Annotated in this window: 10 protein-coding genes and 1 pseudogene; 4 read left to right on the top strand and 7 right to left on the bottom strand. The window is 72.2% G+C overall.

The window, feature by feature from the left end:
- The 7 genes and pseudogenes from ACIP64_RS30465 to ACIP64_RS30435 form a co-directional block, all read right to left on the bottom strand.
- Positions 1 to 754: acyltransferase domain-containing protein (locus ACIP64_RS30465; protein WP_401592873.1), on the bottom strand; the 754-nt coding region annotated here is incomplete at its 3' end.
- A gap of 205 nt (positions 755 to 959) precedes the next feature.
- Positions 960 to 2,666, bottom strand: a pseudogene (locus ACIP64_RS30460) (beta-ketoacyl synthase N-terminal-like domain-containing protein); the annotation flags it as partial.
- A gap of 151 nt (positions 2,667 to 2,817) precedes the next feature.
- Positions 2,818 to 4,074 carry a type III PLP-dependent enzyme gene (locus tag ACIP64_RS30455; RefSeq protein WP_401592871.1) on the bottom strand — a complete coding sequence of 419 codons (1,257 nt, stop codon included), beginning with the start codon at positions 4,072 to 4,074 and terminating at the stop codon, positions 2,818 to 2,820.
- A complete protein-coding gene (locus tag ACIP64_RS30450) occupies positions 4,071 to 5,636 on the bottom strand; it encodes an AMP-binding protein (protein ID WP_401592869.1) in 1,566 nt (521 codons plus the stop codon). The genes ACIP64_RS30455 and ACIP64_RS30450 overlap by 4 nt, the downstream gene beginning before the upstream one ends.
- Positions 5,636 to 7,315 carry an AMP-binding protein gene (locus ACIP64_RS30445; protein ID WP_401592867.1) on the bottom strand — a complete coding sequence of 560 codons (1,680 nt, stop codon included), beginning with the start codon at positions 7,313 to 7,315 and terminating at the stop codon, positions 5,636 to 5,638. Before ACIP64_RS30445 ends, ACIP64_RS30450 begins: the two co-directional genes overlap by 1 nt.
- A 1-nt stretch (position 7,316) precedes the next feature.
- Positions 7,317 to 7,571 (bottom strand): phosphopantetheine-binding protein, encoded by a 255-nt coding sequence (locus ACIP64_RS30440; protein WP_401592865.1) that lies wholly within the window; start codon positions 7,569 to 7,571, stop codon positions 7,317 to 7,319.
- The gene (locus tag ACIP64_RS30435) at positions 7,568 to 8,485 is read right to left on the bottom strand and encodes an ACP S-malonyltransferase (protein WP_401592899.1); all 918 of its coding nucleotides are present in this window, start codon (positions 8,483 to 8,485) and stop codon (positions 7,568 to 7,570) included. The genes ACIP64_RS30440 and ACIP64_RS30435 overlap by 4 nt, the downstream gene beginning before the upstream one ends.
- 495 nt (positions 8,486 to 8,980) lie before the next feature.
- Between ACIP64_RS30435 and ACIP64_RS30430 the strand changes: the two genes are divergently transcribed.
- From ACIP64_RS30430 to ACIP64_RS30415, 4 genes are all read left to right on the top strand, one after another.
- Positions 8,981 to 9,742, top strand: coding sequence for a thioesterase II family protein (locus tag ACIP64_RS30430; RefSeq protein WP_401592863.1), 762 nt, complete (start codon positions 8,981 to 8,983; stop codon positions 9,740 to 9,742).
- On the top strand, positions 9,735 to 10,589 hold the full coding sequence (locus tag ACIP64_RS30425) for a metallophosphoesterase family protein (protein ID WP_401592861.1): 855 nt from the start codon (positions 9,735 to 9,737) through the stop codon (positions 10,587 to 10,589). The genes ACIP64_RS30430 and ACIP64_RS30425 overlap by 8 nt, the downstream gene beginning before the upstream one ends.
- On the top strand, positions 10,586 to 11,341 hold the full coding sequence (locus ACIP64_RS30420) for a 4'-phosphopantetheinyl transferase (RefSeq protein WP_401592859.1): 756 nt from the start codon (positions 10,586 to 10,588) through the stop codon (positions 11,339 to 11,341). Before ACIP64_RS30425 ends, ACIP64_RS30420 begins: the two co-directional genes overlap by 4 nt.
- Positions 11,342 to 11,514: 173 nt before the next feature.
- Positions 11,515 to 14,319: an AAA family ATPase gene (locus ACIP64_RS30415; RefSeq protein WP_401592857.1), complete on the top strand. Its 2,805-nt coding sequence runs from the start codon at positions 11,515 to 11,517 to the stop codon at positions 14,317 to 14,319.
- Positions 14,320 to 14,385: the final 66 nt, after the last annotated feature.

Below are 14,385 nucleotides of genomic sequence, written 5' to 3'. Positions count from 1 at the left end.
CCCCCATCAACCGCCCACGCGCCGCCACCACCAGCACCGCATCCTCAACCGACCACACCCCCGCCACACACGCCGCCACCACCTCCCCCAACGAATGCCCACCCACCACACCCGCCCGCACCCCCCACGACTCCAACAACCGCACCAACGCCACCTCGAACGCAAACAACGCCCCCTGCGCCACATCCGTCCGATCCAACAACCCCCCACCAGAACCCACACCCGCGTCAGCGCCCCCACCGGTGCCACTGTCGGCGTCGCCGAAGACCACCGCCTTCAGATCCACCCCGCCATGAACCCCCCACACCCCGCACACCTCGTCGAACGCCTCCGCGAACACCGGAAACGCCTCGTACAACCCCCGCCCCATCCCCACCCGCTGCGCACCCTGACCGGTGAACACCAACCCCAACGAACCCCCCACCACAGACCCCGACACCACACCCGGAGCCTCAACACCCCCCGCCAACGCCTCCAGACCCGCCACCAACTCGCCCCGGTCCCCACCAAAAACCACCGCACGCCGCTCCAACCCCGCCCGCGACAACAGCGACCACCCCACATCCCCCAACCCCGCAGAACCCGCAACAAAATCCCGCAAACGCCCCGCCTGCCCCCGCAACCCACCCACCCCACGACCCGACACCACAAACGGCCACCCACCCACCGGCACCCCAACACCCACAACAGACACCGCGTCAGACTCGACGCGCCCGTTCTCGGAACCCGCGTTCATGCCCAGGTCAGTGCTCATGTCAGTCTCCGTACTCATGTCAAGATCGTTGTGAGGGTGAGGGCCGGATGCCGGCACCGGCGGCCCGGAAGGACGTCCGCGGCAGCGGACGGGAAGGCCGCGGGCCGATGAGCCGGCCGGGCCGTGGGCGGAGCCGATCGGGCGCCGCCGCAAGAACGCGGCCGGGGGAACAGTCCCCTGTCGAGCCGCGGTCCGGGACGTGTCGTTACGGGGCCGGAGCCGGTGCCCCGACGGGCAGTCCGCCATCGCTCGGAGCCTCGGGTGCTTCTTCGAGGATGACGTGGGCGTTGGTGCCGCTGATCCCGAAGGACGACACACCTGCCCGGCGCGGACGCCCCTCCACCTCCCACGCACGGGCCCGCGTCAGCAGCTCCACCGCACCAGCCGACCAGTCCACCTGCGGCGACGGCTCATCCACATGCAACGTCACCGGCAACGTCCGATGGCGCATCGCCATCACCATCTTGATCACACCCGCCACACCCGCGGCCGCCTGCGCATGCCCCAGATTCGACTTCACCGAACCCAGGAACAACGGACGCCCACCCGACCGCTGACCGTAGGTCGCCAGCAACGCCTGCGCCTCGATCGGATCACCCAACCGCGTCCCCGTACCATGCCCGTCGACGACATCCACGTCCCCCACACCCAGACCCGCCGCCGCCAGCGCGTCCAGAATCAACCGCTGCTGCGAAGGACCGTTCGGCGCCGTCAGACCATTGCTCGCCCCGTCCTGATTCACCGCACTGCCCCGCACCACAGCCCACACCTCATGCCCCAGCCGCCGAGCGTCCGACAACCGCTCCACCACCAGAACCCCCACCCCCTCCGCGAACCCCGTACCGTCCGCCCCCGCCGCGAACGACCGGCACCGCCCGTCCACCGACAGACCACGCTGCCGCGCGAACGACGTGAAGATGCCGGGGTTGCCCATGACCGTCACCCCGCCAGCGAGCGCCAGCGAGCACTCCCCGCGCCGCAGCGACTGCACCGCCAGGTGCAGCGCCACCAGCGAACCCGAGCAGGCGGTGTCCACGGTGAGGGACGGACCCTCAAGACCCAGGACGTAGGAGACCCGGCCGGAGATGACACTGGGGGTGTTGCCGGTCATCAGATAGGCGTCGAGGCCGTTCGGCGCCTCGTGCACCCGGGTGCCGTACTCGTGCACCTCCGCACCCACGAACACGCTGGTCCTGCTGGACCGCAGCGCCGTCGGGTCGATCCCGGCGTGCTCCAGCGCCTCCCAGGCCGTTTCCAGGATGTGGCGCTGCTGGGGGTCCATGGCCGTGGCCTCGCGCGGGCTGATCCCGAAGAAGTCGGCATCGAAGCCGCCCGCGTCGGCCAGGAAGCCGCCCTTGCGGATGTAGGTCGTACCGGGCTTGTCGGGGTCCTTGTCGAAGAGGGAGGACAGGTCCCACCCGCGGTCGGCCGGAAAGTCGGAGAGCACCTCGCCGCCCTCCGCGACCAGGCGGAACAGGTCGTCGGGTGAGCCGATTCCACCGGGGTAACGGCAGCCCATGCCCACGATCACCACGGGGTCGCCGTCCGTCGCCGCCTCCTGCCGGACCGGGGCGGGGGCCTCGGGGTCGGCGCCGGCCAGCTGATCGGTCAGGTAGCGGGCGAGCTGGGCCGGACTGGCGTGGTCGAAGACGACCGTCACCGGCAGCTCGATGCCGACCGCGGCACTGAGCCGGGACTGGAGGTCGACCGCGGCCAGCGAGTCGAAGCCGAGTTCCAGGAAGGCGCGTTCGGAGTCCACCGCCTCAGCGGCTGTGGGCCCGACGTCGTTCAGAACGGCCAGCGCCTGGGCGCGCACCAGTTCCAGCAGCAGGCCGTAGCGCGCCCCGGCCGGCAGGCCGGCCAGTCTGGCCTCCCAGGCTTCGCGGCGGGCCGCTCTCTCGTCGCCCCCGTCGGCGTGGGCGGAGGCGACGCTCTGCGTGCTACTCATCGAACGAACTCCATGGTGCGAGCGGTGGTTGGTGCGGGGCACGATGTGCCCGGTGGTATCCGCCCCGCAACGGCCGCCGGTTCACGACCGCGAGCGGTCCCGGGGCGGAACCCGTTCAGTCCAGGTTTCTCGGGCGCACGTCGACGCGGATGTGCTCGATCCGGGACGCCGTGGCGACGGCACCCCCGCGCAGCGTGACCTCCGCCGGCGCGGGCCGCCCGAGGAACATGAGCAGGCTCGCGGTGAGGCCGTACGCACCCACGTTGGGGAGGGTGACCAGGTCGTCGGCGCACAGCTGCGGCAGTCCGAGCTCCCGGCCGAGGATGTCGCCGGGGGTGCACAGCGGCCCGACGAGGCTCGCGGTGGCGGACGGCCGTTCCGGTTCAGCGGTGGCGCCGGTGTCCTCCGCGGGCCGGGCCGAGGTTGGCAGGAGCCGGCCGAGGCCGGACATGCCCCCGAGGGTGTTGATCCCGGCGTCCAGGACGTGGAAGGTCTTCCCCCGGCTCACCTTGGTGTTGACGACCCGGGTCAGCAGGGAGCCGCTGTCGCCGACCAGGTAGCGGCCGGACTCACAAGCGATCTCGAGACCACCGGTGCGCCAGCGCGGGAAGTGCTCGTCCAGGGCTGATTCCAGCGCGGCCCGCAGCCTTGTGTAGCGGGGCCGCTGTCCCGGCGCGGCGTACGGAGAGGCGAAGCCGCCGCCGAGGTCGAGCAGGCTCAGCCGGATGCCGAGCCGGCGCTCGACGTCGGCGGCCACGGTGATGCTGTTGGTGAACTCGGCGATGAGGTCGTCCTCCTCCCGCGCGTTGCTCAGCGGGAAGAAGTGCGCACCGACGATCCGGGTTCCGGGGACGTCCAGGATCCCGGGTGCCGGGGCGTCGAGGAGTTCGCTGTCGAAGCCGAACTGGGACGGGGTGCCGGTCATCCGGATGCTGGTCGACGCGGTGGCACTCGCGCTGTTGACGCGGATGAGGCAGTCGGCGACGGCTCCGCCGGCGAGCGCGGCCGCGCCGATCCGCCGCAGGTCGCCCGGCGACTCGGCGGAGAAGAGCCGTACGCCGTCGGCGACGGCCTGCGCCAGTTCGCCGGCGGTCTTGCCGGGCCCGGTGTAGAGGCAGTCGGCGGCGGGGAACCCCGCCGCGAGGGCGGCGGCCAGTTCTCCGGAGGAGCTGATCTCGGCGCGGCAGGTACCGGGGACGTTCTCGCGCACGGCCTCCGCGACCCGGGGATGGGGGTTGGCCTTGAGCGCGTAGAACAGCGAGAACCTTTCGGGAAGCGCCGCGGTCAGGTCGTGGCAGGCGTCGGCGACCCGGTCGAGGTCGTAGACGTACAGGGGTGTGCCGTAGCGCGCCGCCAGTTCTTCGCGATTCACCGGGTCTCTCCGTCGATCATTGCGGCCAGCGCCTTGCGGTCGCTCTTGCCGTGGGGTGTCAGGGGCAGTTCTGCCAGGGTCCGGCAGTGGGCGGGCACCTTGGCGGGCTCCAGGCGCCGCGCGAGTTCCCGAAGGACCGTGTGGGGATCGAGTTCGCTCGCCACCACGATCGCCAGGTCGCGGCGGTCGGTGGGGGCGAGGACGACACAGGCCCGCACACCGGGTATGTCGGCGGCGGCGGCCTCGATCTCGACGACGCTCATCCGTGTCCCGCGCCGTTTGAACAGGTCGTCGCGGCGGCCCTCGAAGTAGAGGAAGCCGTCCTCGTCGAGCCGTCCGAAGTCGCCGGTGTGCAGCCGGAGACCGCCGGCGCCGTCGGGCCGGAAGGTCACGGCGGAGCGCTCGGGGTCCCGCCAGTACCCGGGCATGACGTGCGGTCCGGCGGCGACGATCTCGCCGGTCTCCCCGGCCGGCACCGGGCGGCCCTCGCCGTCCACGATCAGGACGCTGGTGCCGGGCAGCGCGAGGCCGACCGATCCGGGGCGTTCGTCGTCACGGTCGACGGGCATGACGGTCAGCCGCTTGCATTCGGTCTGCCCGTACTGGCGCACGACGCGAGCACCGGGGAAAGCGCGGCGCAGGCCGTCGATGGTCGCCTGCGGCAGGGCCGCTCCGGTGCTGGTGAACATCCGCACGCCCGGTACGGGTTCGGCCTCCCGGGCGGCCAGCTTGACCAGCATCGCGGCGAGCGACGGGACAACCGGCACGACGGTGGCCGCGGTCTCCCGGATCCTGCGCATCAGGACCAGGTCCGACGTACCGTCACCGACCAGCACCAGGTGGGAGCGGCCCAGGGTGCTCAGCAGGACCTTGTACAGCCCGACGTCCCAGGACATCGGGAACCGGCTGAGCACGACGTCGTCGGGGCGGTAGCCGAGGACCTGCTGGATCGCCGAGGCCGCGAAAACGACCTGGGCGTGCGGGCAGGCGACCGCCTTGGGCGTGGAGGTGCTGCCGGAGGTGTACAGCAGGACGGCGAGTGCGGTGGGGGCGACGGCCGCTCCCGGGAGCCGTTCGCCGTCGGGCAGGTCCGCCCGTCGCTCGACGTCGGCCCAGACGTCCTCGATGCTGTGCACCGGGGCCGGGGTCAGGCCGCCGAGCCCGCTCGCGGCCGCGGCCTCGGCCTCGGCCACCAGCAGCGCGGGTTCCGCGTCCGCCAGCAGCGGCCGCAGCTGGAACCCCCGGGTCTCGGGGTTGAGCGGAACGAAGACCGCTCCGGCGCGGGACGTTCCGAAGAGCAGCACGGCGAGCCGGGCCGAGGTGGGCAGGCGTACCGCGACACGGTCTCCCGGACGAACGCCCTGAGCAAGCAGCCACTGCGCGAACGCGTGGCTGAGCCGGGCGAGACGGCGGTAGGTCCAGTGGTCCGCGCCGTCGCTGACCGCGGGGGCTTCGGGGGCCTCGCGCGCGGCGGCGTCGAGCAGCCCGTGCACGAGCGAAGGCCCCGAGGCGGCAGCCCCGTGCGCGCCATCGCCCTGGAGGTTGTGGGTACTGGACGGCATCACGGTTCCTTGTGGTTCGCCGGGAAGGACCCGGCGTCCGGCACCGTGGGGGTCCGGTCGCCGGGGTCCGCGCCGGGCCCGGAAATGGGAGCGGGGTCCGCCGCCGGGAGGCCGACCAGGCGTTCTGCTCTGCTGATCAGCGCAGCCCGGTCGATCTTCCGGTTGGTGTTCAGCGGCATCTCCGCCAGGTGCTGGAAACGCCGCGGCACCAGTTCGACGGGGACGGTGCGCAGGAGGTGGCGGGCGAGGGTGGCGACCGGAAGCGGCGCGCCGGTGTGGAAGGTGACGAGTTCGTCCGTCCCGGCGGACCTGACGCCCACCGTCAGGGTTTCGTCGACACCGTCGCAGTCCGCAAGGGCATGGTCGATCTCCGCGGGTTCGACCCGCCATCCGCGTACCTGCACCTGGGCGTCCCCGCGGCCGAGGCAGACGAGTTCACCGCCCTCGACCCGCCGTACCCGGTCGCCTGTGCGGTACCAGGTACGTCCGTCCCTGACCAGGAAACGACCGCGGTCCTGCTCCGGGTCGAGGTAGCCGGTGACGGTCTGGGGACCGGTGACGCACAGTTCACCCTCGTCGGCTACGGGCTCGCCGTCGGCGTCGAGCAGCAGATGCTCGTGGCCGTCGTGGACGGCGCCGATGGGCAGGACCCCGTTGACGGACAGTGCGGGCGACCGGTCCTGCTGATAGCGGTGCGCCGAGATGCTGATGGTCAGTTCGGTCGGGCCGTACAGGTTCTCCACCGCCGAGGCGGGGGCCGCCCGCTGCCAGTCGGCGGCGTCGCGCCGGCGGAATGCCTCTCCGATGAACAGGCTCCAGCGCAGACCGGGCAGTGCGTCCGGGGTCAGGCCTCCGGCGCGGCGCACGACGGCGATGGCGGCCGGGGTGGAGAACCACACGGACAGGCTGTTCCGGGCGGCGAACCCCGGCAGGTCGTGGTATGCGCGCTCCGGGACGCCCAGCAGGGTGCCGCCCGCCCCCCAGGCGCAGAACAGGTCGAACATGGCGCAGTCGAAACCGAGGTCGAACGTCTGGGAGAAGACGTCGTCCGGTGCGAAGTCGTACCGGGCGTCCAGGGTGCGGAAGTAGTGCGCGGTGTTGCCGTGGGTGACCGGCACCGCCTTGGGAGTACCGGTCGATCCCGAGGTGAACAGGATGTAGGCGCGGTCCTGCGGGCTCACGGCGCGCGGCCGGTCCAGCGCCGACCCCGGGTTCGGCCGGACGGCCGGGCCGGCCGCGGGTCCGGCGCCGCCGGAAGCCTCGGCGGCGAGCACCGGCAGGCGCGGCCGGTCGGGCAGCGCCTGGAGCAGGGCGGGCAGCACGGCGTCGCCGAGCGCGTCGGTGACAAGGGCCGTGACCCCCGCGGCGGTGACCATCCGGCGCAGTCGCTCGGGCGGGAAGGCGGGGTTGAGCGGGACCACGGGGGCGCCCGCGTAGAGTCCGGCGAGGACCGCGGTCCAGCCGGTGATTCCTCCGGCGGTCAGGATGCCCAGGGTCAGCGGCCGCCGCGGCGTCGCGTCGAGCAGCGCCCCGGCCCAGGCCAGGGCACGTCCGTGCAGTTCGGCATAGCGCACGCGCTGTTCCTCGTACCGGGCCGCCGTTCCTTCCGGGTTCCGGTCCAGGCCGCGCAGGAACCGGCCGTGCAGTGCGTCGCTGAAGTCGGCCTGATCGGTGGCCATGTCACGCCGACCGAGGTCGGAGGCCGTCGATGACGGCCCACAGCGCGGCCGGGGTGTGGAAGGTCGCGGGGGTGAGGTTGTCGTCCCGGAAATGCACGCCGTAGGCGGTCTCCAGGTCGGACAGCAACTCGACGGTGCCCATCGAGTCCAGGCCGAGTTCGCGCAGGGGAAGATCCTCGGCGAGCGGCTCCTGCGCGCCGAGGAACGGCAGGTGGCCGCGGAGGATGTCCTCGAACTGCTGGTTCCACACGGTCATCGGGTTCCTTCCGGGGTCGGTTGCGGTCGGCTCTCGCCGTCCGGGGCCATGCGGGCGGCGGCACGCCGCGCCGCGGGGAGCAGGGCGAACTGCGGGCTGACGGAGGTGACCTCGAACGCGCGCCGGGTCGCGGCGACCCGGCCGAAGAGGTTGTCGGGGCCCGCCACCACGACGTCGCCCACTGCGAGTTCCCGCAGGGTTCCGATGACCAGGGGCCAGCGGAGCGGACGGACGAAGCAGTCCAGGAGCAGGGTGCGGACGTCGTCCGCGCGGTCGACGAGCCGGCCGTCGTGGTCGGCCACGATCGGCACGGCCGGATCGGTGAAGGGCAGGGAGTCCAGGAACAGCCGCGCCCTCTCCCGCAGTGGGCCGAACACGCTGGAGTGCATGGGCGGCCGCATCGTGTACAGGGGCAGTCCGCCGACCGCGCGCAGGCGTCGCTGCAGGTCGTCGAGGGCGCGTTCGCGCAGGGTCACCATGAAGAAGTCGTCGTCGAGGTAGCAGGAGATCTCGTACCACTCGCCGGCTGCGTCCATCTCCGCGAGGATCTCGTCCAGCCGGTCGGCGGGAGTGCGGATGAAGGAGTGGGTGACCACGTCCTGGTGGTCGGTGCGGAAGTACTCCTCGGTGATGCGGGCGAGTTCCGCGGTCATCAGGACCGCGTCCGGGAAGGACAGGCTGCCCGTCCAGGCGGCGGCGGACTTCCCGCCGAAGCTCGGTCCCGCGCAGTACGCGGGGTCGGTTCCCAGCTCGTGCTGCGACCAGCGGGCCAGGGCGACGCAGTTGACCATGAAGGCGACTTGGGCGTCGACGCAGTAGGGGTCCTCGGAGGCGCTGAACCGGTCGGCCACACTGTGGCCGAGCACGTCGTCCGCGACCGCGGCGAGTTCACGTGCGTGCGGGTTGCTCAGCATGAAGCGGGCCACGTCGGCGTAGCGGACCGGTCCCATGCCCGGGAAGACCACGGCGCTGGGCCCCGTCGCGGGCTGTGGGCGGTTCACCGGGTCCCGCCGGTGCCCTGGTGGCGGCGCGGGCGCCGCTTTGAGCGGACGCAGTCCCGGACAGGGGGGACGGCAGACAACATGGGTTTCCCATCGGCGGATCAGAGCCGGGTGGCCCGCGGCGCCGGGGCCCGGATTCCTCACGGTGCACCGCGCGGTCGGAGGCCGGCGTGGTCGGACAGGACGACCCTAGGACGGTGAAAACGGACCCGGACCCCTAGGAGAGCCCCTAACGCCCCCTGAGGCCGCTGGCTCTCCTGCCGTCCGGCGGACCGGCTTGGGGTACGTTCGGGAATTCGGGACGCGAAGCGGCCGACGTGGGCCGATCCGGCCGCGCGGCCCGGCCGGAGCGGCCTGTCCGGGCCGGTGTCAGGTTCCGGAATCCATCAACGCTGCGGGAGAACCGACGTGTCAGGACCAGTCATGGACAACGACCTGTGGATCAGGAGGTTCCAACCCGCCACGCCCGGCACTGTGCCCCTGGTGTGCTTCCCCTTCGCCGGCGGCTCGGCCGGCTACTTCCGTCCGCTGCCGGCGCTGCTCGGACCTGGTGTCGATGTGCTGGCCGTGCAGTATCCGGGACGTCAGGACCGCCGGAACGAACCGGTGGTGGACGACATCCCGCGGCTGGCGGAACTGATCTGCGATGCGCTGGCGCCCATGGCGGACCGGCCGTACGCGTTCTTCGGGCACAGTATGGGCGCCCTCGTCGCCTTCGAGGTGGTGCGGTGCCTCGCGCTGCGCGGCCGCCGCGGGCCGGCCGTCCTGTTCGTCTCCGGCCGGCGGGCGCCCTCGGTGGTACGCGACGACCGGGTGCACCTGAAGTCCGACGCCGACTTGGTGACGGAGCTGCGGTCGCTCGGGGGAACGGACGCCGCCATCCTCGCGGACGACGAATTGGTGCAGATGATCCTTCCCGCGATCCGGGGCGACTACCGCGCCGTCGAGACCTATCGGGCACCGGTCCCGCCGGCCGTCCTGGACGTCCCGATCGCGGCCCTGATCGGCGACCAGGACCCGAGGGTCTCCGTCGAGGAGGTCTCGGCCTGGAGCGACCACACCTCGGCCGGCTTCTCGCTGAAGATCTTCCCCGGTGGCCACTTCTATCTGGGCGAGGCCGCCGCCGATGTCGCGGCGGAGATCACCGCCACGCTGTCCGCCCATGTCTGACGGGCCGCAGCTGCTCGCGGTGAGCGACCTGCACGTGGGATACCGGGAGAACCGCTCGATGGTCGAGGGGTTCCGGCCCGGGACGGACGGCGACTGGCTCATCGTGGCGGGAGACGTCGGCGAGTACGCCGCGGACGTGGAGTGGGCGCTGTCCACCCTCGCGGAGAACTTCTCACGGGTGATCTGGCTGCCGGGCAACCACGAGCTGTGGACGCCCAAGGACGATCCGGTGCAACTGCGCGGCGTGGCCCGCTACGAGTACCTGGTGGCCATGTGCCGCCGACTGGGCGTCCTCACCCCCGAGGACCCCTACCCGGTCTGGCAGGCGCCGGACGGACCGGTGACGGTCGCACCACTGTTCCTCCTGTACGACTACACCTTCACCCCGCCGGGTCTGACCGGCAAGGAGCAGGCCCTGGAACAGGCGTACGCGGCCGGTGTCGTCTGCTCCGACGAGTTCCTGCTGCACCCGGACCCGCTGCCGAGCCGCGAAGCGTGGTCGCAGGCGCGGGTCACCGCGACGGAGGCCCGCCTGGCCGCTCTCCCGCCGGGGACCAGGACCGTTCTCGCCAACCATTTTCCGCTGACCCGTGATCCCACCCTGGTCCTGCGCTACCCCGAGTTCGCCCTGTGGTGCGGCACGGAGCGCACCGCGCGCTGGCACGTCCGCTTCGGCGCGGTCGAGGTCGTCTACGGCCACCTGCACATCCCCAGGACACTCTGGATCGACGGAGTGCGGTTCACCGAGGTCTCGGTCGGCTATCCCCGTGAGTGGCAGCGCCACGGCGGTCCGCCGCCCGTACCGCGCCGCGTGCTCTCCGGCACCGGACAAGGGGCGGCCAGGTGATCGCGGCGGTGCTGCCGGCCGGCGCGGTGTCCGCCGAGGCGTTCAGCGACGTTCCGGGCGGCGTGGCGGCTCTCTTCCCTGCCGAACGGCAGCTGGTGGACGGTTCCGTCGCAGGCCGGCAGGCGGAGTTCGGCACCGGACGCGCCTGCGCCCGCCGTGCCCTGGCCGCGCTGGGCGAGCCGCCGGCCCCCATCCTGCGTGACCGGTTCGGCGCACCTGGCTGGCCGGCGGGCGTCGTCGGCAGCATCACCCACTGCGACGGCTTCCGGGCGGCAGCGGTCGCCCGTGCCGAGGTGATCGCCTCCCTGGGCATCGACGCGGAGCCCGACGCGGCGGTGCCCGACGGCGTCCTGGAGGCGATCACCGCCACACCGGCCGAGCGGGAGCTGATCACGGCCCTGCAGGCCGATCTCCCGGAAGTCAGCTGGGACCGGCTGCTGTTCAGCGCCAAGGAAGCGGTGTACAAGACCTGGTACCCGTTCGCCCTTCGCATGATCGACTTCTCCGAGGCCGAGATCCTCCCCTTCGCGGACACCGCCCGCAGCGGGGGCTTCACCGCGCGGCTGCTCTCCCCCGGCCCGCTGGTCGGCGCCACCCGGCATGACGTCCTGCACGGCCGGTGGGTCGCCCGGGACGGCTTGCTGGTCTGCGCCACGGCGCTGCGGGCCGACGGGACTCCCCCGTACCCGGGTCACCGGCACCCAGGCGGAGCCGCGGTCCGAAGTCCCCGAACTCCGCACCCACGCGACTGACATCACACCGCCGTCTCAGGGCTGCCACCAGCCAGAACAGCACCCGAAACCGCTCCGACGCCACTCAAAACCAGCTTTAACCCGCCCCATACGCCGATCCGGCGCTTTCGCCATGATCGGGCTGTTAGCTTTTTCGCGGGATCGACCGGGGGATACGTTCGAGGAGCAACCCGATGACTGCTGGGCCGCAACTGGTGGAGCGCGACGAGGAGACTCGTACGCTGTCGCACGTCCTGGCCGAAGCGAGAAGGGGCTCGGGAGCCGCCGGACTCGTCCTCGGAGCGGCAGGCAGCGGAAAATCGGCTCTCGTCCACGCGCTGTGCGAAGAAGCCTCGGCAACGGGCTTCACCGTGCTGAAGGCGGTGGCGTCGGAGGCCGAGCAGGGCAACGCACTCGGCGTCGCCGACCAGTTGTTCCGGTACTGCCCCACCGTCGGCGCCGAGCTGCGCCGGCAGACCGCGCTGCTGACCGCGCACGACTCCGACTCGCATCCGGCCGTGCCCGTCCTGCAGCAGATCACCCAGGACCTCCTCGACCGCACGCCCGCGCAACCGCTGCTGATCTGCGTCGACGATGTCCACTTCGCCGACGAGCTGTCGGTCCGGTGGCTCGCCTTCCTGCTCCGGCGGCTGTCCGGGAGCGGGGTGGCGCTGATCCTCACCGAACAGACGACCGGTCAGCAGAGGAGCACCTCGCCCCTGGACACGGTCCTGCGCGCCACCGACTACCAGCGCGTTCTGCTCGCTCCACTGAGCGAAGCGGGAGTGGCGCGGCTGCTGGCATCGCGCGGACCCCGGGCGGCCCGGCTGGACCCCCGGCGGGTCCTGGCTCTCAGCGGCGGCAATCCTCTCCTGGTCCACGCCCTGGCCACCGACGCCCAGTTGGGCGACGACTCGCCGTCCGCGGACGGCGAGGCCGACGGCCCGGGCAGCGGATACGCCTACTCCGGGGCGGTCATGAGCTGCCTGCACCAGGCCGGACGTGACGCGACGGCCGTGGCCCGCGGCCGCGCGGTGCTGGGTGAGGACCTCGGCGACGACCTGCTCGCGGAAGTCCTGCGGCTCCCGGCCGACACCGTGCGGGGGGCCGTCCGCGACCTCGAGAACGCGGGCCTGCTGAGCAAGGGCCGCTTCCGCCACCCCGCGCTGCGGACCGCCGTCCTGCGGAGCCTGCGGGCAACAGACTCCGGGCAGCTCCACCAGCGTGCGGCCCAACTGCTCCACGGGCACGGCGCGGGCGACCGGCAGGTCGTCGACCACCTGCTGGCCGGTGACGCGCCGGACGACGGGTGGGGAGCGGCGTTCCTCTGCGAGGCCGCCCGCAAGGCCGCGCAGACGGGCGCCGGGGACTTCGCCCGGATCTGCGCCGAGCACGCGTACGACATGTCCGCCGACCGTGCCCAGCGGGGAACGGCGTTGACCCTCCTGGCCGGCATCGCGTGGCAGCTCCCGACAGCCGGTGGCGCAGGCCACTTCACCCGACTTGCCGAGGCGTTCGCCTCCGACCGGCTCGACGGCCAGGCGTCGGCCACAGCCGCGAAGTACCTCCTGCGGACGGGGTTGGCCGAGGCCGCGGGAAAGGGGCTCGCCGCCCTGCCGTCAACGGGATTCCCTGATCTGCACACGGCCGCGGAACTTCGAACCGTGCAGGCCCAACTGGCGCTGTCCTACCCGGGCATCCCCGGTACGGACCGGCTGTCAGCCGCCGCCGGCGGCGGTCACCAGGGGGGCCGCGGCCTGTCGCTGTCGGTCCGCGCGGACCCCACGGTGCAGGCCGCGGGACTGCTCACCCAGGTGCTGCGGGGGCGCGCCGACGCCTTCACGCTGCGCGGTGCGGAGCAGGTCCTCTACAGCACCAGGGTGACCCAGGACACGTGGGAGCAGGCGGACTTCGCGCTGCTGTCCCTGCTCTACAGCGAGCGGCTGGCGGAGACCGAACGCGGCATCCGGCACCTGCTGGACCAGGCCGCGACCGTCGGAGCCGAGGGGTGGCGGAGTCCGCTGCTCGCCCTGCGGGCCGAAGTCGCCTTGCGCACGGGCCGGTTGAGAGCCGCGGAACGCTACGCCCAGGAATCGCTCGCGCACTGCCCCACACAGGGACACGGCGTGACGGCGGCGATGGCCCTGGCCACGCTCGTGATGGCCCAGACCGCGCTCGGGTCCTTCGACGCGGCCGCGGACACCCTGAGCCGACCGGTACCGCCGGAGGTCTACCAGACCCGCTACGGGCTTCACTACGTGTACGCCCGCGGTGAGTACCGGCTGGCGACCCAGCACACGTCCGCGGCGCTGGAGGACTTCCTGATCTGCGGTGACCTGATGGCCGAGTGGGACATGGACCGGTCGAGCCTGGTGCCGTGGCGGACATCGGCCGCCAAGGCGCACCTGCGCGAGGGCCGCCAGCGGCGGGCCAAGGTCCTCATCGACACGGAACTTCGCCGGTCGGGTCCTGCGGCGTCCCGGGGACGCGGCGTGGCCCTGCGGGTCAGCGCGGGAACGACAGAACTCCGAAACCGGCCGAGCGTACTGCGGCAGGCCGTGGACGAACTGCAGCATGTGGACAATCCGGTGGAACTCGCCCAGGCACTGCTCGATCTCGGCCAGACCTTCCGCGGGCTGGGCGATCACAAACGATCCCGGGTGATGATGATCCGAGCCTCGCACCTGGCCCTGGAGTCCGGCGCGACGCCGATCACGCGAGCGCTGACAGACCTCGTCCCCGACCACGGCACGGCGCTCACCGCACGTTCCGGCGGGGTGACGTCGGTGCCCGACGTCCTCAGCGACGCCGAGCGGCGGGTGGCCTCACTCGCGGTCATGGGACACACCAACAGGGAGATAGCGAAAGACCTGTTCATCACCGTCAGCACCGTGGAACAGCATCTGACCCGGGTCTACCGGAAGTTGAACGTCTCCCGGCGCAGCGACCTGCCGGCCGCACTCATCGCCTACCGCGCCCCGGTGGCCCGGACCGCCTGACAGGGGCCCGGTCCGGACAAAGAGATCACCATCTCGTCGACGCCGCACTTCTGCCGCGTACGCGCG

This window comes from Streptomyces sp. NPDC088733, from assembly GCF_044751185.1.
In the GTDB taxonomy this organism is placed as follows: Bacteria; Actinomycetota; Actinomycetes; order Streptomycetales; family Streptomycetaceae; genus Actinacidiphila.
This window is presented reverse-complemented; position numbering and strand designations above follow the sequence as displayed.